Source organism: Thermanaeromonas sp. DSM 22490 (assembly GCF_056378755.1).
In genome coordinates this window covers 24,832-51,818 of record NZ_JBJHHE010000006.1, presented here as the reverse complement: position 1 = coordinate 51,818, position 26,987 = coordinate 24,832, and the positions used below count along the sequence as shown (strand labels likewise).

The following is a 26,987-nucleotide window of genomic DNA, read 5'->3' as shown; positions in this document are numbered from 1 at the left end:
TGGATAAGCATACAAGGCAGGGGGTTGGAAAGTTGCACAGATTCGCCTTTATTATTCACCCGCTGGATGTGAGTGATGTAGCTCGGAAGTTTCCTATTACCGCCTATCTCCCCCACCGTTGGGTAGAGAGGCTTCTGCTGTGGTTGCCACCTATTAAAACATCTTATATAACCGGGGTGCGCTCCAGCTACGCTGAAACCGAGGGATGGTTTATCTCCTGCCCCTTAACCAGCCGGCAGATGGTTACTCTGCCGGAAAAATTTGTTTTAGACCGCATAATTCAGGCCGGCCGTCTGGCAGAAAAACTGGGAGCCGAGATTGTGGGCCTGGGAGCCATGACCTCAGTGGTAGGAGATGCCGGGATCACCATAGCCCGCCACTTGAACATTCCTGTAACCACGGGAAACAGCTATACTGTAGCTACAGCTCTGGAGGGTACCAAGAAGGCGGCCGAAATGATGGGGATCGATATTTCCCGCGCTCAAGTGGCAGTGGTAGGGGCTACCGGGGCTATAGGCGCGGTTTGCGCTAGGATTCTGGCCAGGGAATGCACTTCTTTAACCCTGGTGGCCAGGAAGAAGCAGAAATTGGAAGACCTGGCCCGCCGCATTTGGGAGGACACGGGGCTGACGGTCAATTTATCTACCGATATAAAAGAAGCTCTGCGCCGGGCGGACGTGGTTCTTACCGTTACTTCCGCGGCTGAGGCGGTTATTGAACCGGAAGATCTTAAGCCCGGGGCAGTGGTGTGTGATGTGGCCCGGCCGCGAGATGTTTCCCGCCGGGTAGCGGAGGAAAGGGATGATGTGCTGGTTATCGAAGGCGGTGTGGTGGAAGTCCCGGGAGAGGTTAATTTCCGCTTTAACTTCGGTTATCCTCCCGGGCTGGCTTATGCCTGCATGGCGGAAACCATGATCCTGGCCCTGGAAGGACGCCTGGAATGTTTCACTTTAGGTCGCGATCTTACCGTGGAGCAGGTGGATGAGATCAGCCGCCTGGCAAAAAAGCATGGTTTCCGGTTGGCCGGCTTGCGCAGCTTTGAGCGGCCGATGTCAGAGGAGAAAATTGAGGCTATACGCGAACGGGCAAGGCAAAAGCTGGCACTGGCTTGAACAGCTTGTGTCTAAAAGGATCTATTTCTGGCCAGGTTTCCAGTCTTATAAATGGAAGCCTGGCCTTATGTTTTTCGGGGCTGGCCGAAGCGGTATTACCAGGTGGGAAAGGTTGGGTCATAGCAGTAGTGACACACTGTTCTTGTTATACTGGCACTATAAATATTTTTTTTAGCAACAAGAAGGATTTTTTAATTACCCGTCGAAAAGTAAGAGGTAAGACCACTGAAGTCATATAAAGAAAGACGGCAAGACTTTAAGAAGGGGAGGTAAGACATGATGGCGAAGGGCAGGAAAGCCCATTTGCTCAGTTTAGTAGCTCTAATAATGGTGGTAGCTTTACTAGTAACTTCTTGTGGTAAGGCTCCATCTGCATCCAAAGATGATTACCCCAACAAGCAAATAACTTATCTTATTCCTTTTGATCCAGGTGGACAATCAGACCGGGAGGCCAGAAGACAGCAGCCCCTTCTAGAAAAAATTTTGGGTCAGAAAGTAGTAATTGACTATAAAGTGGGCGGCGGCGGTGCAGTGGGTTGGAGTGAACTAGTGCGCTCCAAGCCCGATGGTTACACTATTTGTGGTTTCAACATCCCTCACATCATTTTACAGCCCATGCAACAGGCCACCGGCTATAAGACCGAGCAGATTGTGCCGGTTGCGCTGTTCCAGTCTACTCCACTAGGGTTAGCGGTGTTAAACACCAGCCCCTATAAAACTTTAGAAGAGTTCCTGGAGGCTGCCAAGAAAAAGCCCGGACAAATTTCCATTGGCGGTTCAGGAACTTTCTCCGGGCACCAGATGGCTACCTTAAGGTTGGAGAAACTAACGGGTACTAAATTTAAGTATGTGCCCTTTACTGGCTCAGCTCCTCAGATAACCGCCTTTCTGGGCGGTCATGTAGAGGCTATTTTTGGCAACTCTGATGATCTGGTTAAGCACAAGGATAAAATCAGAGTGCTAGCCTTTGCCGGTAAGGAGAGATTTGAAGGTTTTGCAGATGCTCCCACCTTTAAGGAAAAGGGTATTGACTTGGTAGAAACTATTGACCGGGGAGTAGCTGTACCACCGGACACGCCAGCCAATGTTATTAAGAAGCTAGAAACGGCTTTCCTGGAAATTGCTCGCAATCCGGAAATACAGGCCCAAATGAAAAAGGAAGGTTTTGTTCCCATAGCTATGGGGCATGAAGAGACCAAGGCGTATATTGCCAAGATGACCAGCATTTATAAAGAGCTGGTAGACCAGATTAAACAGCAATAATCACTGACCAAAAACATGAGGGAGCTTTATGCGGACACAGCGTTCGGCGGATATTGTTAGCGGCGGTTTTTTGGCCATTCTGGGAGTCACATCCTTGATTACTTCCTTAAAAATATCCGGGGTTACGGGGGAGCATCTACACCCTCGGACCCTGCCCCTTTTACTGAGCTGGATAGTAATGGGGACGGGAATAATTCTGGCTATTACCGGGTGGCTTTATCGGGGCGAAAAGAAAGTAATCGCCTGGCCTGACCGCCATGGTTTTATAAGGATACTGGTAACCTGCGTAAGCTTGATAATTTATCTGTTGCTAATAGAAACTCTCGGTTTCCCTTTGAGCACCTTAATTTTTATAACATTTTTGGTGTGGTACTTGGGGCGCTACCACATTGTTCTTACCTTCATAATAGGAATTTTGTCGGCCGCTACTGTCTTTTTCCTGTTCATTCACATGCTGGAACTTCCTTTTCCCGTAGGTCCCTTAGGGTGGTAGGAGGCATTCTCTTATGTCCTTTTCTTGGAACTTCCTTTTAGACGGCTTCGCTCAGGCTCTTTCGCCTTTAAACATTCTATACGCCTTATTAGGGAGCCTGATAGGAACCCTGGTAGGTGTTTTGCCGGGCATCGGGCCTACTTCGGCTATCGCTATTCTGTTGCCCTTGACTACCATTTTGCCGCCCATCCCGGCCATCATAATGATGGCCGCTATCTACTACGGTGCCATGTATGGAGGCTCCACTACAGCCATCGTAGTTAATATACCAGGTGAGGCTTCTTCCGTGCCTACAGCTTTAGATGGTTTCCAGCTGGCGCGGCAGGGGAGAGGGGGCCCGGCGTTAGGCATCTCAGCCATATCTTCCTTTGTGGCCGGGACTTTAAGCCTGGTCGGCCTCACCTTCTTCGCCCCGGCCCTGGCCAATGTGGCCCTAGCCTTTGGACCTCCTGAATATTTTGCCTTGATGTTTATGGCTCTTACTCTGGTTATCAGCCTTTCCGGCCGGGCTTTATTAAAAGGGCTAATCGCCACCGCCTTAGGCCTTTTGGTGGCCATGGTAGGGCTCGATCCTGTCACGGGTGAAGCACGCCTTACCTTTGGCTCGGTTACTTTGATGGCTGGAGTCAACTTTATCAGCGTCATCATAGGTCTCTTCGCTATTGGTGAAGTGCTGGTAAATGTTGAAAGGGCAGTAGTTACGATTTATGAAACTAAAGTTCGCGACTGGCTTCCTACGCTGGAGGATCTTAAGCAGAGCTGGGGAGCTATGTTGCGCTCTTCAGTAATCGGCTTCTTTCTAGGCCTCTTGCCTGGCTGCAGCCCGGCAGTAACTACTTTTATCGCTTACGATGTGGAAAAGAGAGTATCTAAACGCCCCCATCTTTTTGGACATGGAGCCATAGAAGGGGTGGCGGCCGCTGAAGGCGCTAATAACGCTACTTGTAGCGGCGGTTTTGTTCCCCTATTTTCCTTTGGCATTCCTTCTGGTCCGGCTTTGGCCGTGCTTTTAGGTGGTTTTATGATGTACGGGCTGCAACCCGGTCCCATGTTATTTAAAGAAAATCCGGACCTGGTGTGGGCTGTTATTGCTAGTATGTATATTGGAAATGTTATTCTCTTAATTTTAAACTTGCCTTTAGTAGGATTGTGGGCCCGTATTGCCCTCATTCCTTTCCCCATCCTTGGTCCGTTAATTCTCCTGTTTTCAGTAATTGGAGCTTACAGCGTGCGCTTTTTAATGTTCGATGTCTGGGTGGCTTTAATATTTGGAGTCTTAGGCTATTTGATGCGCAAGTTGGGCTTCCCCCTGGCACCTATGGTTTTAGCCACTGTCCTGGCCCAAATGCTGGAGACCTCCTTAAAGCAGTCATTGGTGCTTTCCGACGGTTCACCTTTGATTTTCTTTACGCGACCCATCTCCGTCGCTTTTATGATTATAGCCATCGCCATGGTTGTGTGGGGCCTGTGGCTTCAGTTCCGCGGCCGGAGCGCCGAATTAGCGGCCGAAGATGGAGAAGCCTAAGCTGTATAGGAAGGAAAAGCTTAATTCTGGTGAATAGACGCGCCAGACATCACGTTTGGCGCGTTTTTTACATGATCCCGGCTTGGAGTGACAAGAGGCCTGCTTACGCCTTGGGGAAGGAAGCTACCAGTGGCCGTGACATGCATATTCTGCTTATGATAGAATAGCTTTGTATAGGAAGAAGTAAAAGTTGAACAGAGCGACATAGAGGGAGCAGGTGAAATAATGAAAGCAGAGAAATCTAATGAGCTTTTTCAGACCATTAAGGACCCGCGCAGTGTCTATCACCGGGTAGTGGACGAAATTAAGAAGCGCATTTTCGAGGGTCGGTTAAAGCCAGGAGATAAACTGCCGGCAGAAAGGGAACTGGCGGAGATGTTGGGCGTAAGCCGTACCTCGGTCAGGGAAGCCTTAAAAATGTTGGCTGCGGAAGGACTGGTCAATATCAAGCATGGGCAGGGGGTTTTTATTGCCGAACAGGATCCGGATGCTTATCTGCAGCAATTTGCCAAGAGAATTTTTGTCAGTCCCCGGGTTATCAAAGATTTGTTTGAAATTCGCAAGGTCCTGGAACCGGTGGCTAGCGTGTGGGTGGCCCAGAGGGCCGGGGAACAGGAAATTAGTGAGCTGGCCGATCTTATCCGGCAGACCAAGGAGCAGTTGGGGAAACTGAAAAGCGGGCGCCTTTCCCTTTTAGCGAGTCATGATAGCCAGTTTCACTACGACCTGGCCCGGGCTACCGGAAACAGCGTACTGGTACGTATTGTAGAAAGCCTCCTCGATCTTTTGGCTGACAGCCGTTCTCGATCACTATCTATACCGGGCCGCGGAGAAGCTTCCGTGACCGAACACGAAGCTATTGTGGAAGCCTTGCTTCAGCGAGATGCTAATGCGGCTGCAGCCGCTATGCTTAGACATTTAGAGAACGTAGAGCGGCAGGTAGTACAGGAAGAGCCTGGGCCGCGGAATTCTTCTGCCAGTGGAAGGAATTAAAAAATTTAATAGTTAGTGGTAATACCACTGAGGAATGATGATTTCCTAGGAAGGGGGATATTGATGCGAGTAGAAGTCCCTTACGGCAACGGTTTAGAGACAGCGGAATTGCCGCCAGGTTTAGAGGTAGAAGTAGTAAATTTACGTCCTTACCCGGGAGCAGCAGATGAAGCAGGAGAAATAGAGCGGGCCTTATCCAGCCCCTTGGGTTTTAGCTGGGAGAGCTTGCGGGGAGTCAAGAAGGCGGTAATTGTGGTGAGCGATTTGACCCGGCCGGTGCCCAATAAAGTTATTTTGCCTGTTTTAATCAAAAGACTCACCGAAGTAGGTATTGAGAGATCCGGCATTACTATCCTCATAGGTGCAGGCTTACACCGGCCGGCGCCTCCGGAAGAGTTTCCTGCCATTGTGGGCGAAGAGATTGCTAATACAATCAAAGTGATCAGCCATGATGCTTATGCGCCCGGCACGTTGCGTTATGTGGCCACCACTTCCCGCGGAACACCCATCTGGGTAAACCGCCACTATCTGGAAGCCGAAGTGCGCATTATAGTGGGCATGATCGATCCCCACCAGATTGTAGGCTATAGCGGAGGGGCAAAGGGTTTGGCCATCGGCTGCGGCGGAGAAGCCACCATCCGCGCCAATCATTCTCTCCTTAAACTGGAGGGGAGCGAACTGGGCCGGGTAGAAGGCAATCCCGCCCGGGAGGACATTGATGAAATAGGCCGCCTGGTGGGGATAAACTTGATTGTCAACGTGATTCTTAACGGCCGGCGAGAGATTGTCAAAGCGGTAGCCGGTGACTACTTGGAGGCCCACCGCGCCGGTGTGGCCCTAGCTCGGGAAATCTGCGAAGTACCTGTTTCCCGCGAGGCCGACCTGGTCATCGCTTCACCCGGGGGATTCCCTAAAGATATTAATCTCTACCAGGCCCAAAAAGGGCTGGCCCATGCGGCCCGTATTGTAAAGGAAAAAGGCGTAATCATTCTTTGCGCTGAGTGCCGGGAAGGAGTAGGAGATGACCGGTTTACGAAAGCCATGCTCGAAGGAGGGACGGTAGAAGGGGTTTTGCGCAACTTTGCCCAGCAAGAATTCCAGATGGGCGCTCATAAAGCTTATTTGTGGTGCCGCAGCTTGCAAAAAGCCCAGGTAATCTTAGTCAGTAAAAATATCGACCCTGAGACTGCCGGCATCATGCAAGTGACCCCTGCTGCCAACCTCCAGGAAGCGGTGGATATGGTCAAGGATAGCTTGCCGGCAAGGGCCCGGGTTGCCGTCTTGCCCAAGGCCGGTTCAACTATTCCCTATGTCCTAAATACCACGATGGGGGTATAAACCTCGACTGGTAGTCTACCGTATCAGAGTGTCTGCGGGAGTGAATACCCTTGATAGAAATTATAGTCAACGGGAAAAGAAAGCAAGTAAGGGATGGCCTAAGTTTGCATGAATTGCTGCAACAGGAAGGATTACTTTCTCCCATTGTCACAGTAGCCGTAAACAAGCGTTTTTTGACCAAAAAAGAATATGGCTTGATTTTACAACAGGGAGATGTTATAGAGACAGTAAATTTTATGGACGGCGGATAAGGGAACTTTGATAGGGAGAAATCTTCCTTGCTAAAGCCAAAAGTAAGCGATATAATAGACCCATAGAGTATAATATTATACATTTTTAAGGGGTATGTATAATAATGAGTGCCACTAACGTCCTGGTCGTTTACCCGGAAAAGTGCGTAGGGTGCCGCCTTTGTGAGCAATGGTGTTCCTTTAAACATGAAGGTCAGGTGAATCCCTGCAAAGCCCGTATCCGGGTAGTCCGGGTGCACAGCAAATACGTAAATATTCCGGTAACCTGCATGCAGTGCGCCAAAAGTCCCTGCATTGCTGCTTGCCGGGAGGGCGCTTTAAGTAAAAGCCCGGAGACAGGTGCCATCCTGGTAAACGAAGAAACCTGCATAGGCTGCCGGCGGTGTATAAGGGCCTGTCCCTATGGAGCCATAGGCATTGATAAAGATAAAAGAGTAGTTTTGATTTGTGATCTTTGCCAAGGTAATCCCCAGTGCGTCGCCCACTGCCGCGAAGGCGCCATCCAGTATGTGCCTTTGGCTGTGGCTGACCGGGGGCCAAGGGATGCTTACGCCGAGGTAGCTGCTGCTGAGATTCAAGGGGGGATCAGATAATGACGGCTTTAAAGGGGTTAGCCGGAAAGATTTTGCGTATCAATCTCAACAACGGTACCATAATTAAGGAACCTACCCCCCAAGAAGTATTTGCCAGCTATATAGGTGCCCGCGGTGTAGGCGCTTACCTCTTGCTAAAGGAGCTAAGACCGGCCACGGACCCCCTGGGGCCGGATAATAAACTTATTTTTCTTACCGGTCCTTTAGAGGGGACCCTGGCTCCAGGCGCCAACAAAATAACTGTTACCTTTCGCTCACCTTTGACAGGCACTTATTCCTTTTCCTTGTGCGGCGGGCACCTGGCCCCTGAGCTTAAGTTTGCTGGATATGACGGTATCATAATTGAGGGGCGGGCTCCTCATCCTGTATACCTCTGGATAGATGGAGACCAGGCGATGTTAAAGGATGCCTCCCACCTGTGGGGCAAACTCACCCATGCTACGGAGGATGCCATACGCAGCGAGCTCAAAGATCAGTCCATCAAAGTAGCCTGTATTGGCCCGGCAGGAGAAAAACAAAGCCGCTTTGCCTGCATCCAGAGCGATTATCACCGCGAGTTCGGCCGGGGTGGCGCTGGAGCTGTGATGGGCTCCAAAAACTTAAAGGCCATAGCTGTACGCGGTACCAGCGGGGTAGAGGTGGCCGACCCGGAAGCCCTGGCCAGCCTGGCGGAAAAAACTTACGAAATATTGGGATCCAACCTCAAGGCCCGGGCTCGCCGGAAATACGGCACCCCGGAAATGATAGACGGGACCAATGCCCTGGGCTACTGGGGCACTCGCAACTTTAGCACGGGCTATTTTGAAGAGGCGGAAAAAATCAATGCCGCCAGCATGGAGGAGAACATCTTTGTAGGCCACATGTCGTGTTATGCCTGTCCCATAGCCTGCGGTAAGGTGAGCCGTATTAAAGATGGTCCTTATTCTGGAACCCAAATTGAAGGGCCCGAGTTTGAGTCCATCGGACTACTAGGAGCTAACTGCGGTGTGGCCGACCTGGCAGCCCTGGTAAAAGCGGTAGAAATTTGCGATGTTTACGGCCTGGACACTATGTCGGCCGGAGCAGTAGTGTCCTTGGCCATGGAATGTTATGAAAGAGGTATCCTCACCCAAAGGGATACCGACGGTATTGACCTGCGCTTTGGCAACGGCGAAGCCCTGGTGGCCATATTACAGAAAATTGCTCAGCGGGAGGGCTTGGGGGATCTTTTAGCCGAAGGTTCCAGGATAGCGGCCGAAAAGCTGGGCGTGCCCGAGTTAGCCATGCAGGTCAAAGGACAGGAGTTTCCTACCTATGAGCCTCGCGGGATAAAAGGCATGGGCCTGACTTATGCCATCTCTCCCCGGGGAGCCCACCATATGATAGCTCCTACTATGGGCGCTGAGGCTGCCGGGGACGGCGGCAGGCGCCTAGAATATAGGGGCAAGGCTGCCTTGGTGCGAGAGATGCAGTTGCTAATGGCAGTAGTGGATTCCCTTGCCCTCTGCTCTTCCATGCGCTTCGCTCTGGGACTAAAGGAGCAACTGGAGCTTTACCGGGCGGTTACGGGCCTGGCCCTGGATGAGGCAGCGGCCAGGCTAAAGGCTGAGAGAATAGTTAATCTGGAGCGGCTCTTTAACCTACGAGAAGGTTTCGACCGCAAAGATGATAGGCTTCCCCCCAGGATGCTAAAAGAGCCCATGCCTTCAGGTCCCAGCCAAGGTCAGGTGGTGGAACTGGAGCCCATGTTGGATGAGTACTATGACCTCATGGGCTGGGACCGTCAGGGGCGGCCCACAAAGGAGAAGCTGGCTCAATTGGGGCTGGAGTATGTCTGGCAAGAGGTGAGCTCATAAAATTTAAAGCTTAAAAAGTGGTTTTATAGCCCCCTGGCTTATGGGTATAATGCCAGAGCGGGCTATTTTATTTTTGGTGCTTGCACGGACGCATAAAAAGGCAGTATAATGCACATGAGTATAATTTTATATAATTAAGCAAAATTGAGGTGTCTGATCGTCATGAAAATAAATATCGACCGTTCTAAACCCGTTCCGCTACATTATCAAATCACTAATGACCTGCGCCGCGCTATTAAAGAGGGGAAATATAAGGTAGGGGACTTATTCCCTACAGACAAACAGTTGATGGAGATGTACGGCGTCAGCAGTATTACGGTACGGCGGGCGGTGTCTGCTCTGGTGGCAGAAGGCTTGCTGGAAAGGCGGCCGGGCAAGGGCACTTTTGTTAAAAGGGCGGCGGTAGAGGAAACCCTGGGAAAGCTCACTGGGTTTTTTGAAGAGATGCGGGCACGTGGTTATGTGCCCAGCGCCGAAATCCTATATACCGGCCCGGTGAAAATAACTCCGCAAGAATTGCGCCGGGCGCCCCAGCTGCGGGTATTTGAAGGCCAACCCCTTTATCTCATCGAAAAAATCCAGAAAATGAACGGCCAGCCGGTTACTTATTTGCGCAGCTACTGGCCCTACGAGTACGGTTCTCGCCTGGCTGAGTTTGACCTCGAACATTACGGCCTGTATGAACTGGTGGAGTCCAAGCTAGGGCTGGTGTTGGAGAGGGCCGAACAGACCATCTCGGCCGGAAAAGCGGGGAAGAAAGAGGCTTTTTATCTGCAAGTAAAAGTAGGCTCTCCCCTTCTAATAATGGAGCGCATAGCTTATTCTGGCGATATGCCCGTGGAGCTCTCTATCAATGCCTACCGGGCCGATAGATATAAATACCGCGTGGAACTGGACCGTAGCCGCCCGCGAGCCGGTAGCGGTATTATTGTAGAGTAGCGGGATTATAAAACGTTAAATTTAACGTTGAATTCCTTGCCTTAAGTGCTTATTTATTGGGGCAAGGAATTTATATTTCGGAGCTCCGGCAGGAATTTTTTAAGAGACGACGAATTATTCATATGTGGAATATAGTTCTATATTTAAAACAAAGGGGAACGAAGGGTGACGAAGGCTAACGATTCCACACCTATAAAAACGTTAGAGGTTCTAGAAGTATTGGCTTCTGCTAAAGAGGGGCTTGGGGTCACGGAGATTAGCCGGGCTTTAGGCTTGAGCAAAAGCACTGTCCACCGCATCCTTATGGCCCTGGTAAACAGGCAGTACGTTCTTAAGGATGAAGTTACCCGGCGTTATCGCCTGGGTTTTAAGTTGTTGTTGCTGTCCAGCCAGGTCTTGGATTCTCTGGAATTGCGCCAGCTAGCTCGTCCCGAACTGGTGGACCTGGCTAACAGGAGCCGGGAAACTGTCCACCTGGTATGGCTGGAGGGAGACGAAGGTGTTTATGTAGAGAAAATAGATACCTCCGAAACTATAGGCTTACTGTCTAGGGTTGGCAAGCGGGTACCTTTATATTCTACAGCCGTTGGTAAATCAATGTTAGCTTTTATGGACGCCGAACGGTTAGACTCTTATTTGCAAAAAGTAAATTTAGTTCCGGTTACGCCTCATACCATTACCGATGTGGAAAGGCTAAAGGAACATCTGGCTCAGATTCGCCAGCAGGGATTCGCCCTCGATTGCCAAGAAAACCGCTTGGGCGTTATATGTGTAGCGGCACCTATTTTCCAGGCCGACGGCCAGGTTATAGCTGCTGTAAGTATTGCAGGACCGGATTTTCGCTTCACCCTGGACAAGGCTAAAGAACTGGGACCTATAGTGAAAGAAGCCACTTTGAGTATTTCAAGAAAATTGGGCTTTAACCCGGGGTTTTAGGATGTGAACCCTAAAATGGACCAGGAAAACATAAAGTTACCTACAGGTAGTCAGATAGGTTTATTATTGGTAGTCTGCTATTTGCTTATTATAGTATTTGTGTACAACCATATAAACCTGCTACCAGCCTTTTTGCTCAATATTATTTTCACTATTATATTTGGTACCCGGTTGGGTTATAAATGGCAGGATATAGAAAAACGACTGGCCCACTGCGCGAGCGAAGCCTTTAATCCTTTCCTTATACTTCTAGTTGTTGGTTTGTCGATCGGCATTTGGATAACCTCGGGGGTACTACCCACCCTCTTGTATTATGGCATAACTTATATTTCGCCTCAATTTTATCTCACCGAAGCCTTTATTATTTCCCTGGTAACCTGTGTAGCTCTGGGTTCGATCGTAGCGGCCTTGGGGACAGCCGGAATTATCCTTCTGGGCATCGGGGCTACGCTTAACGTATCTCCAGCCCTGGCCGGAGGGGCTATTCTCTCTGGAGCCCTAGCCGGCAATCTTTTATCGCCTTTATCGGAGATGGTTGTTCTAGCTGTGTCCATGGCCCAGAGCAATCTAAGGGATCACATAATAAATACCAGCCGTACAGCGGGCGTTTCGATTTTAATAGCCGTTTTTATGTACAGCGTCCTGAATTTGTACCTTCCTCAAGGTGATATAGCCACAGCTATAATACAGAAGAAGCAAGAGATTGTTATGGAGTATAATGTTAACCCGCTTTTATTATTACCTGTAGGCTTAGTACTGGTGTTAAGCATAACTAGGGCGCCCTTATTATTCATACTTTTTTTGAATATCATTGTTAGTGTTTTATTGGGGTTCCTTACCCAGCCCCAGTTTACTATTAGCAAAATTCTAGCTGGGATTTCCGGCAGTTCTCCCTTGACCGGAGTGGATTTTCTGGATTCCTTGGCTGCCCGAGCGAATATTAACAATTATACAGGTGTAAGCGTCTTGGTGCTTTTGGCTGGTACCTGGGGCATGCTCCTAAAGGAATTAGGGGTAGTGGAAGGGGGGTTAGGAAGATTTTTGATTGGGCGAGAAAACTCTTATAAAGATTTAATGTTAAGGGCCATGGGCATGGCCTTTTTGCTAGGAGTTATTACCTGTGCCGTGATCCCCAGCTTAGTTATCTCCGGCGGGTATTTTCGCGAAAAGTTCAGGCAGGCCCGCGTGGATGCCTCTCATCTTTCCCGTTTAATGCTAGAACAGACAATGGTTCCGGCCCCTTTCTTCCCCTGGACTAATTTGTATTTTATGATTCAAGCTGCTTTAGGGATTAATCCGATAATGACTGCTCCCTACTATTTTATAGGCTGGCTAGTCCCACTAGTATCTATTTGTTCACTTTTTCTGCCAAGAATTAAGTTTTCCAAATAATTCACTGTTATGTCGAGGAATCGGGAAGAAGGAATTGTTTAATTTGTGTCGAATATATTTACTAAGAAACAATGTTCCAGATTTGGTACATTAACCAGAAAAGAGGTTTAACTCTAAGAAAATGGCTGTCATTCATTTTAGCAACCCATTTTTCCCTTCCCTCCGAATTAATAAGCAGATTTCAGTTGACGAATTTTATCCCCGCGACGCTCGTGAGTTATGCGTAGGAGATGAAGATAATCTTATTGCCCAAGGGCTAGACAACCCCATAGGTACTCCGGCCCTTAGCGAGATGCTGTCGCCCGACCAGCGGGTATTAATTATTGTAGACGACAACACCAGGACTACACCGGTAAGCCGTATTTTACCTCACATATTAGACAGGATAAAGAAGGCAGGGGTGCGTAATGAGCGCATTGAAGTTCTCGTGGCTCTGGGCACCCACCGGCCCCTTAATGAAGCCGAACTAAAGCAAAAGCTTAGCCCAGAAGTGTATCAGAATTATTTAGTTCATAATCATAATTGGCAAGACCCAGATTCTTTGATAAACATTGGCAAGACCGATTCAGGTATTGAGATCTGGATTAACCGGCACTTAAAGGAAGCCGATTTCATAATCGGTATAGGCCATATTGTACCCCATAGGGTGGCCGGTTACAGCGGCGGCGGTAAGATCATTCAGCCCGGCGTTTGTGGCCCCCTTACTACCGGTCAAACCCATTGGCTCAGCGCCTATTATGTGGCCAGTGAAATCCTAGGTAGGCCGGATAATCCGGTAAGGAAGGAAATAGAAGAAGTAGCCCTTAGAGCCGGTTTAAAGTTTATCGTTAATGTTGTCCAGGATAAAACAGGCCGTCTGGCCGGAGTCTTTGCCGGTGATCCTATCAGGGCCCACAGGCAGGGATGCAGGCTAGCCCAAAATATTTATGGAGTCCCTATTAAAGGAAAAGCGGACATAGTAATAACCGAAGCCTTTCCGGCCGAATTAGAGCTGTGGCAGGCCACCAAGGCCCTGCAAGCGGCCGATATGGTAGTCAAACCAGGTGGAGTTGTAATTCTGCTGGCTGAATGCCCCGAAGGTATATCCAGAAGCCACGGAGACCTAATTCTTGAATACGGGTTCAGGCCTTTAGGGGAAGTGGAAAGGCTAGTGGCTGGCAAGGAAATAACCGATCTAAATATAGCTTCTTACTTAGCCCGCGTAGGTAATATTCTTAGAAAGGTTAAAGTTATCCTGGTGAGCAAGGGAATTTCGGCCCTTGAGGCCCGTGTATTGGGATTTTATAGCGCTGACAGCCCTCAAGAAGCTCTAAATATGGCTGTAAAGCTTGTTGGCCAAAGCAATAGGATTGCAGTGTTACATAATGGCAGCGAAATTTTACCACTTGTTACTACATGAAGGTGCTATTAGTTATACAATTTTAGTAATAAAAGGAGGAGGCGATAGCAAGAAGGTCTAGGCGGGGGAGAGTTCTTTAAGGGAATAAGTTAAAACCCGAAACTTGAGAGGGAGGAGAGAGGATGAAGAGCTTCAATAAAAGACTGTTGATTTTATTAAGTCTCTTGGCAATATTAGGCCTTGTTATGGTAGCCTGTGGCCCCAAACAACAGGGAGGCAGTCAAACTGCTCCGGCCCCCAAATATCCTGAAAAAGAAGTCACCCTCATTTGCCCCTGGCCTCCTGGAGGGTCTAGCGATCTTATATCTCGGGCCATAGCTCAGATAGCCTCTAACAAATACTTAGGTAAGCCTATGGTTGTTGTAAATCGCGACGGGGCCAACGGGATGATAGCCACTACCGAATTGGCTAAAACCAAGCCCGATGGCTATACCATTGCCCTGGGGGCCAGCGGGTTATTTGTGACCCAGCCTTTCGTTCAAAAAAACTTGGGATATAAACAGGAGGATTTTGAGTTTTTGCTCGGCCTTACAAATGAGCCCATTTTACTTACGGTCAATGCTAGTTCACCTTATAAGACTCTCGAAGATTTGATTAAAGATGCTAAAGAAAAGAATAAAGTTATACGTTACAGCAATTCGGGCATGGGTGGTATTCCTCAACTTTGCCTAGACTATTTATTCCAATTGGCCGGCGTTAAGTCCCAACCTGTACCCTTTAAAGGCGGCGCTCCGGCTTTGACTGCAATCTTGGGAGGCCATGTGGATGCTGCTGCCTCCCATCCAGGTGAGGCTATACCTCATATTAAGGCAGGCAAGCTGCGACCCTTAGCCATATCTTCTACCCAGAGATTCTCCGCCTTGCCGGATGTTCCCACCATGAAGGAAAAGGGCTTTGATATTGATATGGGCGTGAAGAAGTTCGTTTTTGCCCCTAAAGGTCTACCAGACGAAGCCCGGAAGGTATTGACCGAAGCTCTACAAAAAGTGGCTAACGATCCTGAATTTAAGAAGACTATGGAAGATAATAACATAATGCTGGAAGTAATGAGCGGTAAAGATGTTGTGGACTACTTTAACAAGCAGGCTCCCATTATGAAGAAATTGATCGAATCCATGCCCCAGATAGAAGCCAAATAATTTTACACTTATGTTCGGAAGGCGGATACATTTCCGCCTTCCCTCTTAAAACAAATATAATTTTATTACGGTTAAAAGGAATGTGAGCTATGTTCAATATCTTAATCACTGCTCGCGTGTTTGGCCGTTACTCTCGCGAACCCTTCCAGATACTTGAAAAAGGTAATTGCCATATAGTTCCCAACCCTTGGTTGGGTAAGAAGCTTAAAGAGAAGGAAATGCTACTCTTGGTAGGTAACGTGGATGGGATTATCTGTGGCGAAGATGAAATCACAGAAAGAGTTATAGCTGCAGCCCCGCGGTTAAAGGTAATTTCTAAATTTGGCGTCGGGGTAGATAAAATCGATGTGGCGGCAGCCACCCGGCGTAAAATTGCGGTTTGCAACGCGCCGGGGGCCAATAGTGAAAGTGTAGCGGATATGGCCTTTTGCTTGATGTTGGGTGTGGCCAGACGAATAACCTTAGCCGACCGACAGGTTCGCCAGAGCCTTTGGGAACCCATTGTGGGCCTTGAGCTGTGGAAGAAGACCCTGGGTATCATCGGACTAGGGAAAATCGGGAAGGCAGTAGCCCGCAGGGCCAAGGGTTTCGATATGCGGATCTTAGCCTATGATGTTTACCCTGATATAGATTTCATACAAAAAGAAGGAATTGAATTGGTAACTTTAAAGGAACTCTTAAGCCGGGCGGACTTTATCTCCCTTCATCTACCGGCCACCCCCGAAACCAAAGGCTTAATCGGTGCGGAAGAATTGGCCCTTATAAAACCCGGAGCCATTTTGGTGAACACTGCCCGGGGTGATATTATAGATGAGGTCGCCCTTTACACTGCTTTGAAGGAAGGGAAATTAGGCGGGGCCGGGTTAGATGTTTTTGCAGAAGAGCCCCCAGATCCTTCCTCTCCCCTGTTTGAACTCCCCCAGGTGGTCATGGCGCCGCATAGCGGTGCCCATACCGTAGAAGCGATTGATAGAATGGGGATTGTTGCCGCTCAAAATTTAGTCAAGGTGCTTAAGGGAGAACTTCCTGTGGCTATAGTTAATTCGGAGGTTTTAGGGGGTTAAGTGACTATGGCCAGGATATCCAGGAACGTGGCCGGTGCTTTGACTATAGGAACGATAACCGCAGTTTATTTATATGAGGCCTTTAAATTGCCCTTTGGCTCGGCAGCGGCACCGGGTATGGGTTTTATGCCGGTGTTGGTAGGGTTAACTCTGGTAGTCCTTTGCATAATGCTCATCGGCAAAGAGCTACTATGGTCCTCTCCTCTCGCTTCCTCCGGTGACCAGGAGAAGGACATATGGGAGGAAGAAGGGGAAGGTGAAAGTTCGGGCTATAGAAAGCCTTTTATGCTTATCCTAACTCTGTTGCTTTACCCTTGGGCCTTAACTTATTTAGGCTTCATCCTATCCAGTATCTTCCTGTTATATACCAGTTTAAGAATCATGGCCTACCGGAACTGGTGGATATCCCTGGCAGTGGCTGTGTTAACAACTATTGTGGCCAATATTGTTTTTTACCGTTGGTTAGGTATTTATTTCCCCAAGGGCATCCTGGGATAGGGGGCAGCTTTAGCAATGGAAGGATTATTACATGGTTTTGCTGTGGCTTTGACACCTATAAATCTCTTGTGCGCTTTTGTTGGAGCTTTCTTAGGCACTTTAGTTGGCGTACTGCCGGGCATCGGGCCTATCGGCTCTATGGCTCTACTATTAGGGGTCACCTATGGCTTACCGCCGGCTACTGCCTTGATTATGTTTGCTGGTATTTATTATGGTTCCATGTACGGCGGTTCCACCACTTCTATCTTGGTAAATATACCAGGGGAAGCCAGTTCCGTAGTAACAGCCATCGACGGTTATAAAATGGCCCGCAAGGGAAGGGCCGGGGCAGCCCTTTTCCTAGCCGCTGTAGGTTCTTTTGTGGCCGGGACCATTGCTCTGATAATTTTAACTTTTCTCGCTCCGAGGCTGGCTGAGGTAGCTCTTAAATTCGGGCCCCCTGAGTATTTTGCTATTGCCGTCTTTGGTTTACTGGTTTTATCCCAATTAAGCGGACAGGGATTACTGAAGTCCCTCATAATGGTAGGTGCTGGCTTGCTTTTGGGTACCATAGGCCTGGATATTATTACCGGCCAACCGCGCCTGACCTTCGGTTCGGTAGAGCTGCAAAAAGGAATAGATTTTGTCCCCATTGCTATGGGTCTATTTGGAATTGCCGAAGTATTGCAGGTGGCGGAAGAGAAATTAGAGGAAAAGAAAGATATCATAAAGGTCAAGCTAAAGGAACTATTGCCCAACCAGATGGAATTCAGGCGTTCTCTTGGACCTATAATTAGGGCCTCCTTCCTAGGTTTCTTTACCGGCTTGATTCCTGGCCCTGCAGCCGTTATCTCCACCTTCTTGTCCTATACTTTAGAGCGCAAGATAAGCAAGTACCAGAAAGAGTTTGGCCACGGCGCCCCGGAAGGAGTGGCAGGTCCGGAAGCAGCCAACAATGCTGCGGCCGTGGGAGCCTTTGTTCCCCTTTTATCCTTGGGCATTCCTTTTGCACCACCCACCGCCCTTTTACTTTCGGCCATGATGATCCACGGGGTTACTCCCGGGCCGCTTCTGATAAAGGAGCACCCTGAAATCTTCTGGGGCGTGATCGCCAGTATGTATATAGGGAATTTTATGCTCCTGGTATTAAACCTTCCCTTGGTAGGCTTATTTGTTAATGTTCTGCGCACGCCCCGGAATCTGTTAATGCCTATTATTCTGCTTTTATGTGTAATAGGTGCCTTTGCGGTCAATAACTCGGTTACCGATATTTGGATTATGTTTATTGCCGGCATTGCGGGTTATATCCTGCGGAAATGGCGTTTCTCCGTGGCCCCTCTGGTATTAGCCCTGGTCATCGGTCCTATGTTGGAAGATTCTTTGCGGCAGTCCTTGATGCTTTCTGGAGGAAAGTTTGGTGTGTTTTTAGACAGCCCGATATCGCGGAGCTTATTTATACTGGCTGCTGCTATTATATTGATGCCTCCAGTAGTGAGATTGCTTAGGAATAAGCTAAGGGGAACTTCCTGTTCCTCTATGTAGGGGAAGTCCAATCTTTAAATTTTTAGGAGGGATAGATCCTTGAGCTACAAGAGAGTAGAAGGTATTATTGCAGCTACGGTTACACCCTTGACGGAAGAAGGGAGGCTAAATCTACAGGAGATAGGGAGGCTGACCAATTTTTTAATCGAGAAGGGGATTCACGGTATATTTCCCTGCGGTTCTACGGGAGAAGGGGTTCTCTTATCCTTGGAAGAGAGAAAGAAAGTAGCGGAAATAACCGTAAAGGAGGCGGCCGGCCGGGTACCGGTTATTGTCCATACAGGTTCTTTGGACTTAAAGGAGGCCCTTGAGCTTACTCTTCACGCGCGGGATACGGGCGCCGACGGAGCGGCGCTGATTCCCCCGTATTATTATACGGTGGACGACGCCACCATTCTACAATATTACACTGCAGTAGCCAGGCAAGTTCCCGACTTTCCCCTTTATGTCTATAACATACCCGGCAACGTGAAAAACTCCGTATCACCCAAGGTTTTAGCCAGATTGCAATCCGAATATCCCCATATTGTGGGTATTAAAGATAGCAGCATGGATTTTATGAACTTCATTAACTTTAAACAGCAGATGCCTGAGGACTTCTGTATTCTCATGGGCAATGATGCCCAGATTTACGCCTCCCTCCTTATGGGCGGTACCGGCGCGGTAGCTGCCACGGCTACGGTGTTCCCGGAGCCGGTGGTTGAGATTTATGAAAGCTTAAAGGCCCAAAATATGGAAAGAGCCTTAAAAGCCCAAGATATGGTCATTAAGTTGCGGGCCATTTTTAGGAGCTATACTCCCATTGCCCCTTATAAAGAAGCGTTGAAATTTAGAGGAATAAACGGTGGTATACCTCGTCCCCCACTGCGCCCCCTTACCAGGGAAGAGAGTCAGAGATTAAGGGCCGAACTAGAAGCCCTAGGCTTGCTGGGTTAAGAGTGTGGAGGAAAGAGAGCTCAGATGTTTACTAAGGACCGCAGGTACCGCAGTTGGGAAGTAGTCGAAGGTATAGACCGCGGGGGGCCTCGGGCACATTTAAAAAATATAGGCTTGTTAGCCGAAGAAATGAAGAAGCCTTTTATCGGAATTGTAAATACTTACAGCGAGATGCATCCCGGGCATTTTCATCTTAATGAACTGGTAAGACAGGTTAAATATGGGGTATATGCAGCAGGCGGTATCCCTTTCGAGTTCGGCACCATTGCCATTTGTGATGGGTTCTCCCAGGCCAATAAGGGCATGTGCTATGTGCTGCCCAGCCGGGAAGTAATTGCCGATTCTATTGAAGTAATGGTGGAAGCCCAGCGGTTTGATGGTTTAGTTCTAGTGGGCGGTTGTGATAAGATTGTCCCGGCCTTGCTCATGGCGGTTGCCCGGTTAGACCTACCGGCTATTATCGTTACGGGTGGCCCTATGTTGCCCGGCCGCTACGGAGGAAGGGAATGGGCCACTTACGAACTGAAGGAAGCGGCAGGAAAGTTAAAGCGCGGCCTTCTGACCCAGGAAGAATTTGAGGAAATGGAGGATTGCTTCTCCCCGGTTGCCGGTTCCTGCGCCATGATGGGCACAGCCAACAGCATGTCCATTGTTTCCGAAGCTTTAGGCCTGAGCTTGCCTGGCTGTGCTACCGCCCATGCCGTGGAAGGGAAGAAGAGGCGCCTGGCCAAAGCCAGCGGTTACCGCATAGTGGAACTAGTGCATGCCGGTTTTAAGCCCAGTTCCGTATTAACCAGGGAAGCCTTTTTCAATGCCATCCGAGTGGCCATGGCGGTAGGAGGTTCTACCAATTGTTTATTGCATATTCCGGCCATTGCTTATGAATTAGATATAGAGATTACCCCGGATGACTTTGAAAGAATAAGCAGTTCTACTCCTTATCTCGCTAAAATCAAACCCAGCGGCTCTCACACTTTAAAAGACCTGGAAGACGCCGGTGGGGTGCCGGCCATAATGAAAGAGCTAGGTTCCCTCTTGGACGGCTCCCAGCAAACAGTAAGCGGGCTAACCATTGGCCAAATAGCCGCCACGGCTAAAAATAAGAATCCGGAAGTAATACGGCCCCTTGCTCGTGCCTATAGCCCCCAGGGGAGCTTGGCTATACTTAAGGGCAATCTGGCTCCCCGAGGGGCGGTGGTAAAACAAACGGCAGTAATGCCTTCTATGCTCCGCCACCAGGGGCCGGCCCGGGTTTTTGACAGCGAAGAAGAGGCCAATGCTGCTATTCTAGAGGGACGCATTAACCACGGGGACGTAATTGTGATCCGCTATGAAGGCCCCAAAGGGGGCCCCGGCATGCGGGAGATGCTTACAGCTACTTCTTTGCTGATGGGGATGGGGCTGGAAGATGTGGCTTTAGTTACCGACGGGCGCTTTTCCGGCGCCACCCGGGGTCCGATGGTGGGCCATGTTGCTCCCGAAGCGGCTAGCGGTGGCTTGATAGGCCTGGTGGAGGATGGCGATCCAATTTTAATTGATATTCCAGGGCGTCGGTTAGAACTATTAGTGCCCGAGGAAGAACTAAATCGCCGCCAGGCTAACTGGCGACCTCCCGGACCCAAGATAAATAAGGGATATCTCCGGCGCTATATCCACCTAGTTACTTCTGCGGATGAAGGCGCTACGCTGAAGATATAAGAACAGCCAGCCCCAGGGGGCACTCAACCACCTGGGGCTCTGAGTTATTCTCACTTTTTGCAGGGTCGGCCTACTCGGGCTTTTACTCAGCTTTACCCAGGAAAAGGCTGAGCAGCAACATCAACATCACATATAGGGAAATCAAGGTATAGCTGTAATCACGCCGTAAAAGAAAGGCTACGCTGGAAGCTGCTACCCAAAAAATGGGAGTGGCGAGTAAGATAAGCAAGCCAGCTTCAATAACGGCAAAGGGTTTCAATTGAAAAAAGCCGGCCAGAACGTGGCTGAGGCTAGTGGGGAAGGTATCGGGTGGATAGCCGCTCTGGCCAGTAATGATTAGGAGTAGCAGACCGCTAGCCGTGATGATGGAACTGGCAATAACGCCTATGCGCAAGGCCAGGCTGATTAAATCTTCCACCATAAAGGGCTGGGCTGAGGATCTTTGTGTTTGTCCTTTAGATAACCCCATAAGCTCACCCCTGAATTCCCTTGATTAACATTTGTAAGGCCACATATAAAAGAAAGGGCAGGAAAACTTTGCGGAGAGTAGCATTCCGCAAGCGAACCATTAGACGGGTGCCCAGTATAGCACCTAAAACCACCCCTAGGGCAACCGGGGCGGCAATGGCCGGGTTAATATAACCCCGCGCAAAATAAATCCCGGCGCTGGCGGCAGCAGTTACGCCGATCATAAAATTGCTGGTGGCAGTCGATACCTTCATAGGCAGCTTCATGAACATATCCATGGCCATAACTTTAAAGACACCATTGCCGATGCCCAGGAGGCCGGATATTATGCCAGCGACAAACATGGTACCAAAACCGGCATATACTCCTGCGGAAATATAGTTAACTTGCTGTTGCAGTACCTGGTCATAGTAGCTGCCAGCGAGCTGTAGCTTAGTGGCTACAGGGTGGGGAACTACGCCTTCGGGTAGTTCAACATGGCGGCGTTGAAACAGGGCTATGGTGGAGTAGCCCAAGACCATGGCGAAAATGAAATAAAGAACGCGAGGGTTAATTAAACCGGCAAGGAAAGCACCAATGATTGCCCCAGTAGTAGTAGCCATTTCTAAAAACATGCCTATGCGGATGTTAGTAATGCGGTCGCGAATGTAGGCCGCGGCTGCACCGCTGGAAGTAGCAATAACAGAAACGACGCTAGCGCCGATGGCGTACCGGATATCAATCCCTAAACCCAGGGTTAAGAAGGGGATAATGATAATCCCCCCTCCTAGACCGAGTAAAGCTCCGACGCAACCTGCAACAACTGAAGCTACAAAAATGAATAGAATTAAAGTAAAAGTAATAGTAACCAAAATAGGAACCCCCTGGCGTTATTATTATCTATTATTAAACGTGTCGTTGAAGGTTAACCCGGTATTCATAACGGTCGCCGCGGTAGATAGTATGGGAAAAAACGATGGGCAACCCACCTTCAACATAAGTGGTACGTTTAACAGCCAGCACGGGGCTACCAGCATTGCACTTCAGATGCTTTGCTTCCTCCCTTGAGGCCCGACCGGCACTGATCCGCTGCTCGGCATGGTGAATTTTATACCCATAAAGTTCGAGTTGGGTATAGATGAGGTCGTGGGAAAGGTCCATATTTTGCAACAACTGGCCGATGGTTAGAGGAAAATAGCTGCGGTCTAATAACAACGGCTGCTGTTCGGCGACAATCAAACGGGTTACTAAAAATACGGTTTCTCCTTCCGGCAGCCTGAGCTCCTTGCGGATCTCCGGGGTAGGGCCTACCGCACCGGTTTTAATAACCTTAATTTCTATTTGCATACCCTCCAGGGCCAGCTCCTCGGCCACACCTAAAAGGCGGGCCAGGGGACGTTCTATGCGCCTGACGGCCACAAAGGTGCCTTTACCATGGTGACGGTACAGCAAACCTTCGTTGACCAGTTCGCTGATGGCCTGCCTAATGGTTACCCGGCTTACCCCATAAATATCCATAAGTTGCCTTTCACCGGGCAAGGCTTCCCCGGGCTTTAATTCTCCGGTTAGGATTTTTTGTTTAATTATATCTTTGAGCTGCTCGTATAAAGGTTTGGCACTACCGGGATACAGCACGGGGAAGCCTCCTTTTATTCCTATTTGCGCTTCAAGTGAACGGCTACTTTCAAAAAGAACTCCGGCAAAACCAATATCCTGGGGTTTTTGCCCACGTACTTTTCCGCTCTTTTTAAAGCCTCGCTGAAAGTATTGGTCGGTATACAGCCCATAGCTCGGGCATAGCCCGGTTTTCTGGCCCCGGGGATAAAGATGGCGCTGGTGTGTTTTAAAGCAATCCCCCCCATGGAGACCATGGAAAGGGCGTGGAAGGGATGATAGGCATAGGCATAACGATATTTGTATATGTCCTCCGGGTCATGGGAAATTTCATCCTCAAACCGGGTTGCTTCGGCAAAGTCGGCTATGTCTTGTAGTTTATTGAATACCTTCCGGTAAGACGGGAACCATTCATCGTTGAACCACCCGTCGCAGAGGGAAGGAGCAATGACTACCCCGCCTTCCCGGAATACATCGAAGTGCCGTGCTACATTAGCACCGATAGCTTGGAGCATCAGGATAGGATTAGTGCCCATACCAGGACCATAGTGGAAGGTGCGAGGCAAACCAAAAACCATAATATCAAATTTTTCTTTAATATCAAGGTAAACGTTGGTGCGGCGCTCGGCTAGTTGCCAGCTGGCTTCTTGTACTTCCTTGGCACTGCCGGCGTAGACTCCTAGCACCTGGGAATTGGTACCGGTGACGGCATCTACACAGAAGAATTTCTTGCCCATTCCTTTTTCAATGGCCTGGCCGATGGAGTCGAACTGCTTCCGCATCAAGCTCTTTTCGGTGTTGACAGGAATGAAATCCTCCCGGTGCATGGTGCTGGGACAATGGTGGCAACGGATAGAGCGCCAGGTGGTAACCCCGGTTACGCACATCTTATACCCGCCGCTGTATCCTCCATAGGGGTTACCCTGAACGTGGCCGATCATAATGGCCAGGTCGGCTTCGGCTATATGGCGGTTCACATTAACCACATTGCCCATTTCATCATAGCCGTACTCTACAATTCCTTCGGGGTCTTCAGCATCATGCATCAGCAGCCGGTCCGGCCAGAAGGCATCCACGATTTCCCGGCCCAAGTACCAGTAAAGCTCTTCTTTGGTGTTTTTTCGGTGCAGTCCTACGGCGCACAGGAGCTTTATATTCTTAAGTTCTACCCCGGCCTTTTGCAGTTCTTCTACGATAATGGGGATAGAAACCCGGCGGTGGGCTTTTTCGTGAGCCCCACCCTTGACGCGATCCGGGAAGGCGATTACCACCCGGCTGTTTTTCTTCACGAGCTCGCGTAAAGGAGGCATTCCCAAGGGGTTGGCCAGGGCTTGGCGAGTGGCTTCCCAGGGGTCGACTTCGGGCGGATCGATATTATCTTTACCCAAGTGGAAAATAGTCGCTGTATCCGGCACTTCTATGGGCATTTTGGCGTCGCCATATTCTACCAGGACTTCCTTCATAAGCAACTCCTCCTACAGGCGTTGTTGGCCTCACTTATCAGTGATCGGTCTACCGAGAAATTCTTCGTAAACCTTTACGGCGCTGCTGGTATCTTCGCTGCCCAATCCCTTGGCCCGAGCCATTTCGTTGAGGAGCTGATTGGCGTGACCCACGATAACCGGCACCCCTGCAGCTTCCGCCATCTCCAGGGCTAGTTTTAAATCCTTATGCAGCAGATCGATGGTGAAGAGGGGACTAAAATCGCGGTTGATCATCTTGGGCCCCAGCTCAATGAAGAGATTGCTGACCGAAGCCGCGCCGCTGCCGGCAATGGTCTCGTAGAGGACCTTGGGCTCCATCCCTACTTTAGCGCAGATGGCCATAATTTCCGCCGTCACCGCGTTGATAGCGCCGAACATCATGTTATTTAGGAGCTTTATAATATTACCGTGCCCGGAAGGACCCACGTGAATAATTTTCCGGGCCAATTTTTCCAGAACGGGACGAACCTTTTCCAAGTGTTCCGCTTTACCGCCCACCGGCAAGGTCCAATTGCCGCAGCCCGGGGGTCGGCCTAGGACAGGCGCGTCCAGGTAACCTACACCTTTTTCAGCAGCTTTGGCCGCAATTTTTTGGGTGGTAAAGGGGTCTACAGTGCTAAGATCCACGATGATATGTCCGGGTTGAGAACCCGCCAGTACCCCTTGGGGCCCCTGAACTACACTCTCCACATCTACTGGCAGAGGTAAAGACAGGAGGATAACCTCGGCCTTTTGGGCCACCTCCTGGGAGGAACTGCAGGCAATTGCTCCTAGTTCTTGAGCTTTCGCTAGGGCAGAAGGGCGAATATCATAGGCGAATAATTCCAGGTTGGCAGCGAGGAGCTTCTCCGCCATGCGGCTCCCCATAGTGCCTACCCCGACAATTCCGACTCTCATGTTTCTACCTCCTCCTAAAAAGGTATGCTGGTTAGTACCAGTATAAAACTAAAAAATTTATGGTGCAAGAGTTTTTTAGAAAAGGATTTTGAGGCGATAGTGGATGATTATATACTACGAGGGGCCACGGAACGGTTCACACAAGACCGGGCAAAGATAACTGCGTTTCGAGTAGAAACATTTGCGGTGTTAATATTGGAAATTCCATGTTTTTCAGGATATAATTTTTCTCGGAGGGATTACAGTGGACATAGAAAAGATAAGAGAAATAGCCGTCCCGATTCTGCGACGGCACGGCGTAGCGAAAGCATTTGTTTTCGGTTCTTACGCAAAACGAGAGCAGGCTGAAGACAGTGACATAGACATTCTTATTGAATACGCCCCCGACGTAAGGAAATCACTTTTGACCCACGTGAAGATAATAAGCGAATTGAGGGAGGCCCTGCAGAGGGACGTAGACGTAGTGACGGAAGCATCTTTGTCTCCGTATTTCCGGGAAAGAGTACTACGTGAGAGAAGAGCGATTCTATGAAAGCAGAAAGGGACCGGGTCCGGCTAAACCATATGCTGGAGAGTGCTAGGTTGATTTCTGAATGGGTCGCCGACGTAAAGAAAGATGATTTCTTTACGGATGTGATGCTTCAGGAAGCAGTTATTAGGCGGCTGGAGGTAATCGGGTAGGCAGCCAAAAACATTTCGCAACAACTCAAGGGAAAATATCCTGATATACCTTGGAAAGAAATAGCGGGAATGAGGGAAGTTCTAATCCACGAATATTTTGGGGTAGTAAGGTGCGGATTAAGTGGTGCATCTGTGTCACATCCTGTTGAAACCTGGCGATAAATAAAAAGGCTGCCGGTCAACAATAATGGCAGCTTATTTATATACGCCTTAGCGGGGGCCAATGCTGGTAATATCAAAGATTGAGTTCTTTTCGGAGCTCATCCCAATCTATCCATTCACCTCGGGCTATTTCTGCCTTACCAGCCTCAAATTCAGCTATATCTTCAGAGACTATCCTTTCTAACTTAATTTTCCATATCCGGAACATCTCTAATGCCAGACACTCCCTAAAATCGGATTATCTAAAAATCAAAATCTCCTCTTGGCCCGAACTCTAAAATATGGACTTCTCTTCTTTCTTTTTCCACTTTAAACTTTAAACGATAACCCCCTATCCTACGCCGGTAGTACCCAGGCTTACCCTTTATTGTTTCAATATCTCCGCCGTAAGGATTCTTCGACATTTCCTCTAAGATAGCTAAAATCCTTTTTTGCCATTTACTGTCCAGTTTTTGAATATACTTAGCTGGCTGTTTGGCAAGGACTATTTTAAAATCCAAGGCTTTTTTTGAGCTCATCTAGAGTGACCCCCTGGCCAGCCTCTATTTCGGCGTTTGCCTGTGCGAAAGCTTTTTCTTCCTCTTCTGTGGCCGGTGACCCTTCAGGGATAAAATATAGCTTGTTGTCTAACTCGATCCATTCGCCAGGGGGGCCAGCAATCACTTTCTTTAGAAACTCTATTTTTTCTTGGGTTGTCAGGTTGGAAAATTCCCTGGTGATTTTTTCAATAGCAAGAGACATATTGTCTCCCTCCCTAATGTTTATCTTCATTTCCCA

General features: G+C 49.1%; 30 protein-coding genes. 22 read left to right on the top strand and 8 right to left on the bottom strand.

What is annotated here, in order from left to right; all coding sequences use genetic code 11:
- The first annotated feature begins 32 nt into the window (after window positions 1-32).
- The 19 genes from AC1BI1_RS05955 (at window position 33) to ilvD (ending at window position 20,925) form a co-directional block, all read left to right on the top strand.
- Window positions 33-1,112: a shikimate dehydrogenase gene (locus AC1BI1_RS05955; protein WP_476716367.1), complete on the top strand. Its 1,080-nt coding sequence runs from the start codon at window positions 33-35 to the stop codon at window positions 1,110-1,112.
- A 279-nt stretch (window positions 1,113-1,391) separates the two neighbouring features.
- Window positions 1,392-2,375 carry a Bug family tripartite tricarboxylate transporter substrate binding protein gene (locus tag AC1BI1_RS05950; protein ID WP_476716366.1) on the top strand — a complete coding sequence of 328 codons (984 nt, stop codon included), beginning with the start codon at window positions 1,392-1,394 and terminating at the stop codon, window positions 2,373-2,375.
- Between the two features lie 28 nt (window positions 2,376-2,403).
- Complete coding sequence (locus AC1BI1_RS05945) at window positions 2,404-2,868, top strand: tripartite tricarboxylate transporter TctB family protein (protein WP_476716365.1); 465 nt, start codon at window positions 2,404-2,406, stop codon at window positions 2,866-2,868.
- Window positions 2,869-2,881: 13 nt separating this feature from the next.
- A complete protein-coding gene (locus AC1BI1_RS05940; protein ID WP_476716364.1) occupies window positions 2,882-4,393 on the top strand; it encodes a tripartite tricarboxylate transporter permease in 1,512 nt (503 codons plus the stop codon).
- Window positions 4,394-4,618: 225 nt separating this feature from the next.
- On the top strand, window positions 4,619-5,386 hold the full coding sequence (locus tag AC1BI1_RS05935) for a FadR/GntR family transcriptional regulator (protein ID WP_476716363.1): 768 nt from the start codon (window positions 4,619-4,621) through the stop codon (window positions 5,384-5,386).
- 63 nt (window positions 5,387-5,449) lie between these two features.
- Window positions 5,450-6,724: a nickel-dependent malate racemase, LarAH5 family gene (gene larAH5 / locus AC1BI1_RS05930; RefSeq protein WP_476716362.1), complete on the top strand. Its 1,275-nt coding sequence runs from the start codon at window positions 5,450-5,452 to the stop codon at window positions 6,722-6,724.
- Window positions 6,725-6,774: 50 nt separating this feature from the next.
- Complete coding sequence (thiS, locus tag AC1BI1_RS05925) at window positions 6,775-6,975, top strand: sulfur carrier protein ThiS (protein WP_476716361.1); 201 nt, start codon at window positions 6,775-6,777, stop codon at window positions 6,973-6,975.
- 104 nt (window positions 6,976-7,079) lie between these two features.
- A complete protein-coding gene (locus tag AC1BI1_RS05920) occupies window positions 7,080-7,568 on the top strand; it encodes a 4Fe-4S dicluster domain-containing protein (protein WP_476716360.1) in 489 nt (162 codons plus the stop codon).
- Window positions 7,568-9,403 (top strand): aldehyde ferredoxin oxidoreductase family protein, encoded by a 1,836-nt coding sequence (locus tag AC1BI1_RS05915; protein ID WP_476716359.1) that lies wholly within the window; start codon window positions 7,568-7,570, stop codon window positions 9,401-9,403. Before AC1BI1_RS05920 ends, AC1BI1_RS05915 begins: the two co-directional genes overlap by 1 nt.
- Window positions 9,404-9,565: 162 nt before the next feature.
- On the top strand, window positions 9,566-10,342 hold the full coding sequence (locus AC1BI1_RS05910) for a GntR family transcriptional regulator (RefSeq protein WP_476716358.1): 777 nt from the start codon (window positions 9,566-9,568) through the stop codon (window positions 10,340-10,342).
- A 165-nt stretch (window positions 10,343-10,507) separates the two neighbouring features.
- Window positions 10,508-11,278, top strand: coding sequence for an IclR family transcriptional regulator (locus AC1BI1_RS05905; protein WP_476716357.1), 771 nt, complete (start codon window positions 10,508-10,510; stop codon window positions 11,276-11,278).
- A gap of 3 nt (window positions 11,279-11,281) precedes the next feature.
- Entirely contained in the window at window positions 11,282-12,670 is a 1,389-nt protein-coding gene (locus tag AC1BI1_RS05900; RefSeq protein WP_476716356.1) for a Na+/H+ antiporter NhaC family protein, read from the top strand.
- 121 nt (window positions 12,671-12,791) lie between these two features.
- Complete coding sequence (locus tag AC1BI1_RS05895) at window positions 12,792-14,069, top strand: nickel-dependent lactate racemase family protein (protein WP_476716355.1); 1,278 nt, start codon at window positions 12,792-12,794, stop codon at window positions 14,067-14,069.
- 122 nt (window positions 14,070-14,191) lie between these two features.
- Complete coding sequence (locus AC1BI1_RS05890) at window positions 14,192-15,208, top strand: tripartite tricarboxylate transporter substrate binding protein (protein WP_476716354.1); 1,017 nt, start codon at window positions 14,192-14,194, stop codon at window positions 15,206-15,208.
- Between the two features lie 89 nt (window positions 15,209-15,297).
- On the top strand, window positions 15,298-16,272 hold the full coding sequence (locus AC1BI1_RS05885) for a phosphoglycerate dehydrogenase (protein ID WP_476716353.1): 975 nt from the start codon (window positions 15,298-15,300) through the stop codon (window positions 16,270-16,272).
- A 6-nt stretch (window positions 16,273-16,278) separates the two neighbouring features.
- Complete coding sequence (locus AC1BI1_RS05880; RefSeq protein WP_476716352.1) at window positions 16,279-16,770, top strand: tripartite tricarboxylate transporter TctB family protein; 492 nt, start codon at window positions 16,279-16,281, stop codon at window positions 16,768-16,770.
- Between the two features lie 15 nt (window positions 16,771-16,785).
- Entirely contained in the window at window positions 16,786-18,291 is a 1,506-nt protein-coding gene (locus AC1BI1_RS05875) for a tripartite tricarboxylate transporter permease (RefSeq protein ID WP_476716351.1), read from the top strand.
- A 39-nt stretch (window positions 18,292-18,330) separates the two neighbouring features.
- Window positions 18,331-19,227 carry a dihydrodipicolinate synthase family protein gene (locus AC1BI1_RS05870; protein WP_476716350.1) on the top strand — a complete coding sequence of 299 codons (897 nt, stop codon included), beginning with the start codon at window positions 18,331-18,333 and terminating at the stop codon, window positions 19,225-19,227.
- 24 nt (window positions 19,228-19,251) lie between these two features.
- The gene (ilvD, locus tag AC1BI1_RS05865) at window positions 19,252-20,925 is read left to right on the top strand and encodes a dihydroxy-acid dehydratase (protein ID WP_476716349.1); all 1,674 of its coding nucleotides are present in this window, start codon (window positions 19,252-19,254) and stop codon (window positions 20,923-20,925) included.
- Between the two features lie 82 nt (window positions 20,926-21,007).
- Here the strand turns inward: ilvD and AC1BI1_RS05860 are convergent, their stop codons facing one another.
- From AC1BI1_RS05860 to AC1BI1_RS05840, 5 genes are read right to left on the bottom strand one after another with little or no spacing between them, the layout of a single operon-like run.
- On the bottom strand, window positions 21,008-21,394 hold the full coding sequence (locus AC1BI1_RS05860; RefSeq protein ID WP_476716348.1) for a DUF1634 domain-containing protein: 387 nt from the start codon (window positions 21,392-21,394) through the stop codon (window positions 21,008-21,010).
- A gap of 4 nt (window positions 21,395-21,398) precedes the next feature.
- Window positions 21,399-22,244, bottom strand: coding sequence for a sulfite exporter TauE/SafE family protein (locus AC1BI1_RS05855; protein WP_476716347.1), 846 nt, complete (start codon window positions 22,242-22,244; stop codon window positions 21,399-21,401).
- Between the two features lie 34 nt (window positions 22,245-22,278).
- Complete coding sequence (locus AC1BI1_RS05850; protein ID WP_476716346.1) at window positions 22,279-23,007, bottom strand: GntR family transcriptional regulator; 729 nt, start codon at window positions 23,005-23,007, stop codon at window positions 22,279-22,281.
- Window positions 23,008-23,027: 20 nt separating this feature from the next.
- A complete protein-coding gene (locus AC1BI1_RS05845) occupies window positions 23,028-24,449 on the bottom strand; it encodes a lactate racemase domain-containing protein (RefSeq protein WP_476716345.1) in 1,422 nt (473 codons plus the stop codon).
- Window positions 24,450-24,479: 30 nt separating this feature from the next.
- A complete protein-coding gene (locus tag AC1BI1_RS05840; protein WP_476716344.1) occupies window positions 24,480-25,367 on the bottom strand; it encodes an NAD(P)-dependent oxidoreductase in 888 nt (295 codons plus the stop codon).
- Between the two features lie 244 nt (window positions 25,368-25,611).
- On the opposite strand from AC1BI1_RS05840, the gene AC1BI1_RS05835 reads away from it, so the two are divergent.
- From AC1BI1_RS05835 to AC1BI1_RS05825, 3 genes are read left to right on the top strand one after another with little or no spacing between them, the layout of a single operon-like run.
- Window positions 25,612-25,899, top strand: a complete 288-nt coding sequence (locus AC1BI1_RS05835; RefSeq protein ID WP_476716343.1) for a nucleotidyltransferase family protein — start codon at window positions 25,612-25,614, stop codon at window positions 25,897-25,899.
- Window positions 25,896-26,048 carry a HepT-like ribonuclease domain-containing protein gene (locus AC1BI1_RS05830; RefSeq protein ID WP_476716342.1) on the top strand — a complete coding sequence of 51 codons (153 nt, stop codon included), beginning with the start codon at window positions 25,896-25,898 and terminating at the stop codon, window positions 26,046-26,048. Before AC1BI1_RS05835 ends, AC1BI1_RS05830 begins: the two co-directional genes overlap by 4 nt.
- 12 nt (window positions 26,049-26,060) lie before the next feature.
- Entirely contained in the window at window positions 26,061-26,210 is a 150-nt protein-coding gene (locus AC1BI1_RS05825; RefSeq protein WP_476716435.1) for a HepT-like ribonuclease domain-containing protein, read from the top strand.
- Window positions 26,211-26,283: 73 nt separating this feature from the next.
- Here the strand turns inward: AC1BI1_RS05825 and AC1BI1_RS05820 are convergent, their stop codons facing one another.
- From AC1BI1_RS05820 to AC1BI1_RS05810, 3 genes are read right to left on the bottom strand one after another with little or no spacing between them, the layout of a single operon-like run.
- Window positions 26,284-26,418 carry a hypothetical protein gene (locus tag AC1BI1_RS05820; protein WP_476716341.1) on the bottom strand — a complete coding sequence of 45 codons (135 nt, stop codon included), beginning with the start codon at window positions 26,416-26,418 and terminating at the stop codon, window positions 26,284-26,286.
- 34 nt (window positions 26,419-26,452) lie between these two features.
- On the bottom strand, window positions 26,453-26,728 hold the full coding sequence (locus AC1BI1_RS05815) for a type II toxin-antitoxin system RelE family toxin (protein ID WP_476716340.1): 276 nt from the start codon (window positions 26,726-26,728) through the stop codon (window positions 26,453-26,455).
- Complete coding sequence (locus AC1BI1_RS05810; protein ID WP_476716339.1) at window positions 26,700-26,981, bottom strand: hypothetical protein; 282 nt, start codon at window positions 26,979-26,981, stop codon at window positions 26,700-26,702. Before AC1BI1_RS05810 ends, AC1BI1_RS05815 begins: the two co-directional genes overlap by 29 nt.
- Between the last annotated feature and the right edge of the window lie 6 nt (window positions 26,982-26,987).

Excerpts from the sequence above, each read along its gene's own strand:
- AC1BI1_RS05920 (WP_476716360.1), top strand. The coding sequence starts at position 7,080 with ATGAGTGCCACTAACGTCCTGGTCGTTTACCCGGAAAAGTGCGTAGGG.
- AC1BI1_RS05940 (WP_476716364.1), top strand. The coding sequence starts at position 2,882 with ATGTCCTTTTCTTGGAACTTCCTTTTAGACGGCTTCGCTCAGGCTCTT.
- AC1BI1_RS05950 (WP_476716366.1), top strand. The coding sequence starts at position 1,392 with ATGGCGAAGGGCAGGAAAGCCCATTTGCTCAGTTTAGTAGCTCTAATA.
- AC1BI1_RS05895 (WP_476716355.1), top strand. The coding sequence starts at position 12,792 with ATGGCTGTCATTCATTTTAGCAACCCATTTTTCCCTTCCCTCCGAATT.
- AC1BI1_RS05840 (WP_476716344.1), bottom strand. The coding sequence starts at position 25,367 with ATGAGAGTCGGAATTGTCGGGGTAGGCACTATGGGGAGCCGCATGGCG.
- ilvD (WP_476716349.1), top strand. The coding sequence starts at position 19,252 with ATGTTTACTAAGGACCGCAGGTACCGCAGTTGGGAAGTAGTCGAAGGT.
- AC1BI1_RS05830 (WP_476716342.1), top strand. The coding sequence starts at position 25,896 with ATGAAAGCAGAAAGGGACCGGGTCCGGCTAAACCATATGCTGGAGAGT.
- AC1BI1_RS05860 (WP_476716348.1), bottom strand. The coding sequence starts at position 21,394 with ATGGGGTTATCTAAAGGACAAACACAAAGATCCTCAGCCCAGCCCTTT.
- AC1BI1_RS05885 (WP_476716353.1), top strand. The coding sequence starts at position 15,298 with ATGTTCAATATCTTAATCACTGCTCGCGTGTTTGGCCGTTACTCTCGC.
- AC1BI1_RS05945 (WP_476716365.1), top strand. The coding sequence starts at position 2,404 with ATGCGGACACAGCGTTCGGCGGATATTGTTAGCGGCGGTTTTTTGGCC.
- AC1BI1_RS05875 (WP_476716351.1), top strand. The coding sequence starts at position 16,786 with ATGGAAGGATTATTACATGGTTTTGCTGTGGCTTTGACACCTATAAAT.
- AC1BI1_RS05880 (WP_476716352.1), top strand. The coding sequence starts at position 16,279 with ATGGCCAGGATATCCAGGAACGTGGCCGGTGCTTTGACTATAGGAACG.
- AC1BI1_RS05915 (WP_476716359.1), top strand. The coding sequence starts at position 7,568 with ATGACGGCTTTAAAGGGGTTAGCCGGAAAGATTTTGCGTATCAATCTC.
- AC1BI1_RS05890 (WP_476716354.1), top strand. The coding sequence starts at position 14,192 with ATGAAGAGCTTCAATAAAAGACTGTTGATTTTATTAAGTCTCTTGGCA.
- larAH5 (WP_476716362.1), top strand. The coding sequence starts at position 5,450 with ATGCGAGTAGAAGTCCCTTACGGCAACGGTTTAGAGACAGCGGAATTG.
- AC1BI1_RS05815 (WP_476716340.1), bottom strand. The coding sequence starts at position 26,728 with ATGAGCTCAAAAAAAGCCTTGGATTTTAAAATAGTCCTTGCCAAACAG.
- AC1BI1_RS05810 (WP_476716339.1), bottom strand. The coding sequence starts at position 26,981 with ATGAAGATAAACATTAGGGAGGGAGACAATATGTCTCTTGCTATTGAA.
- AC1BI1_RS05820 (WP_476716341.1), bottom strand. The coding sequence starts at position 26,418 with ATGTTCCGGATATGGAAAATTAAGTTAGAAAGGATAGTCTCTGAAGAT.
- AC1BI1_RS05935 (WP_476716363.1), top strand. The coding sequence starts at position 4,619 with ATGAAAGCAGAGAAATCTAATGAGCTTTTTCAGACCATTAAGGACCCG.
- AC1BI1_RS05910 (WP_476716358.1), top strand. The coding sequence starts at position 9,566 with ATGAAAATAAATATCGACCGTTCTAAACCCGTTCCGCTACATTATCAA.
- AC1BI1_RS05845 (WP_476716345.1), bottom strand. The coding sequence starts at position 24,449 with ATGAAGGAAGTCCTGGTAGAATATGGCGACGCCAAAATGCCCATAGAA.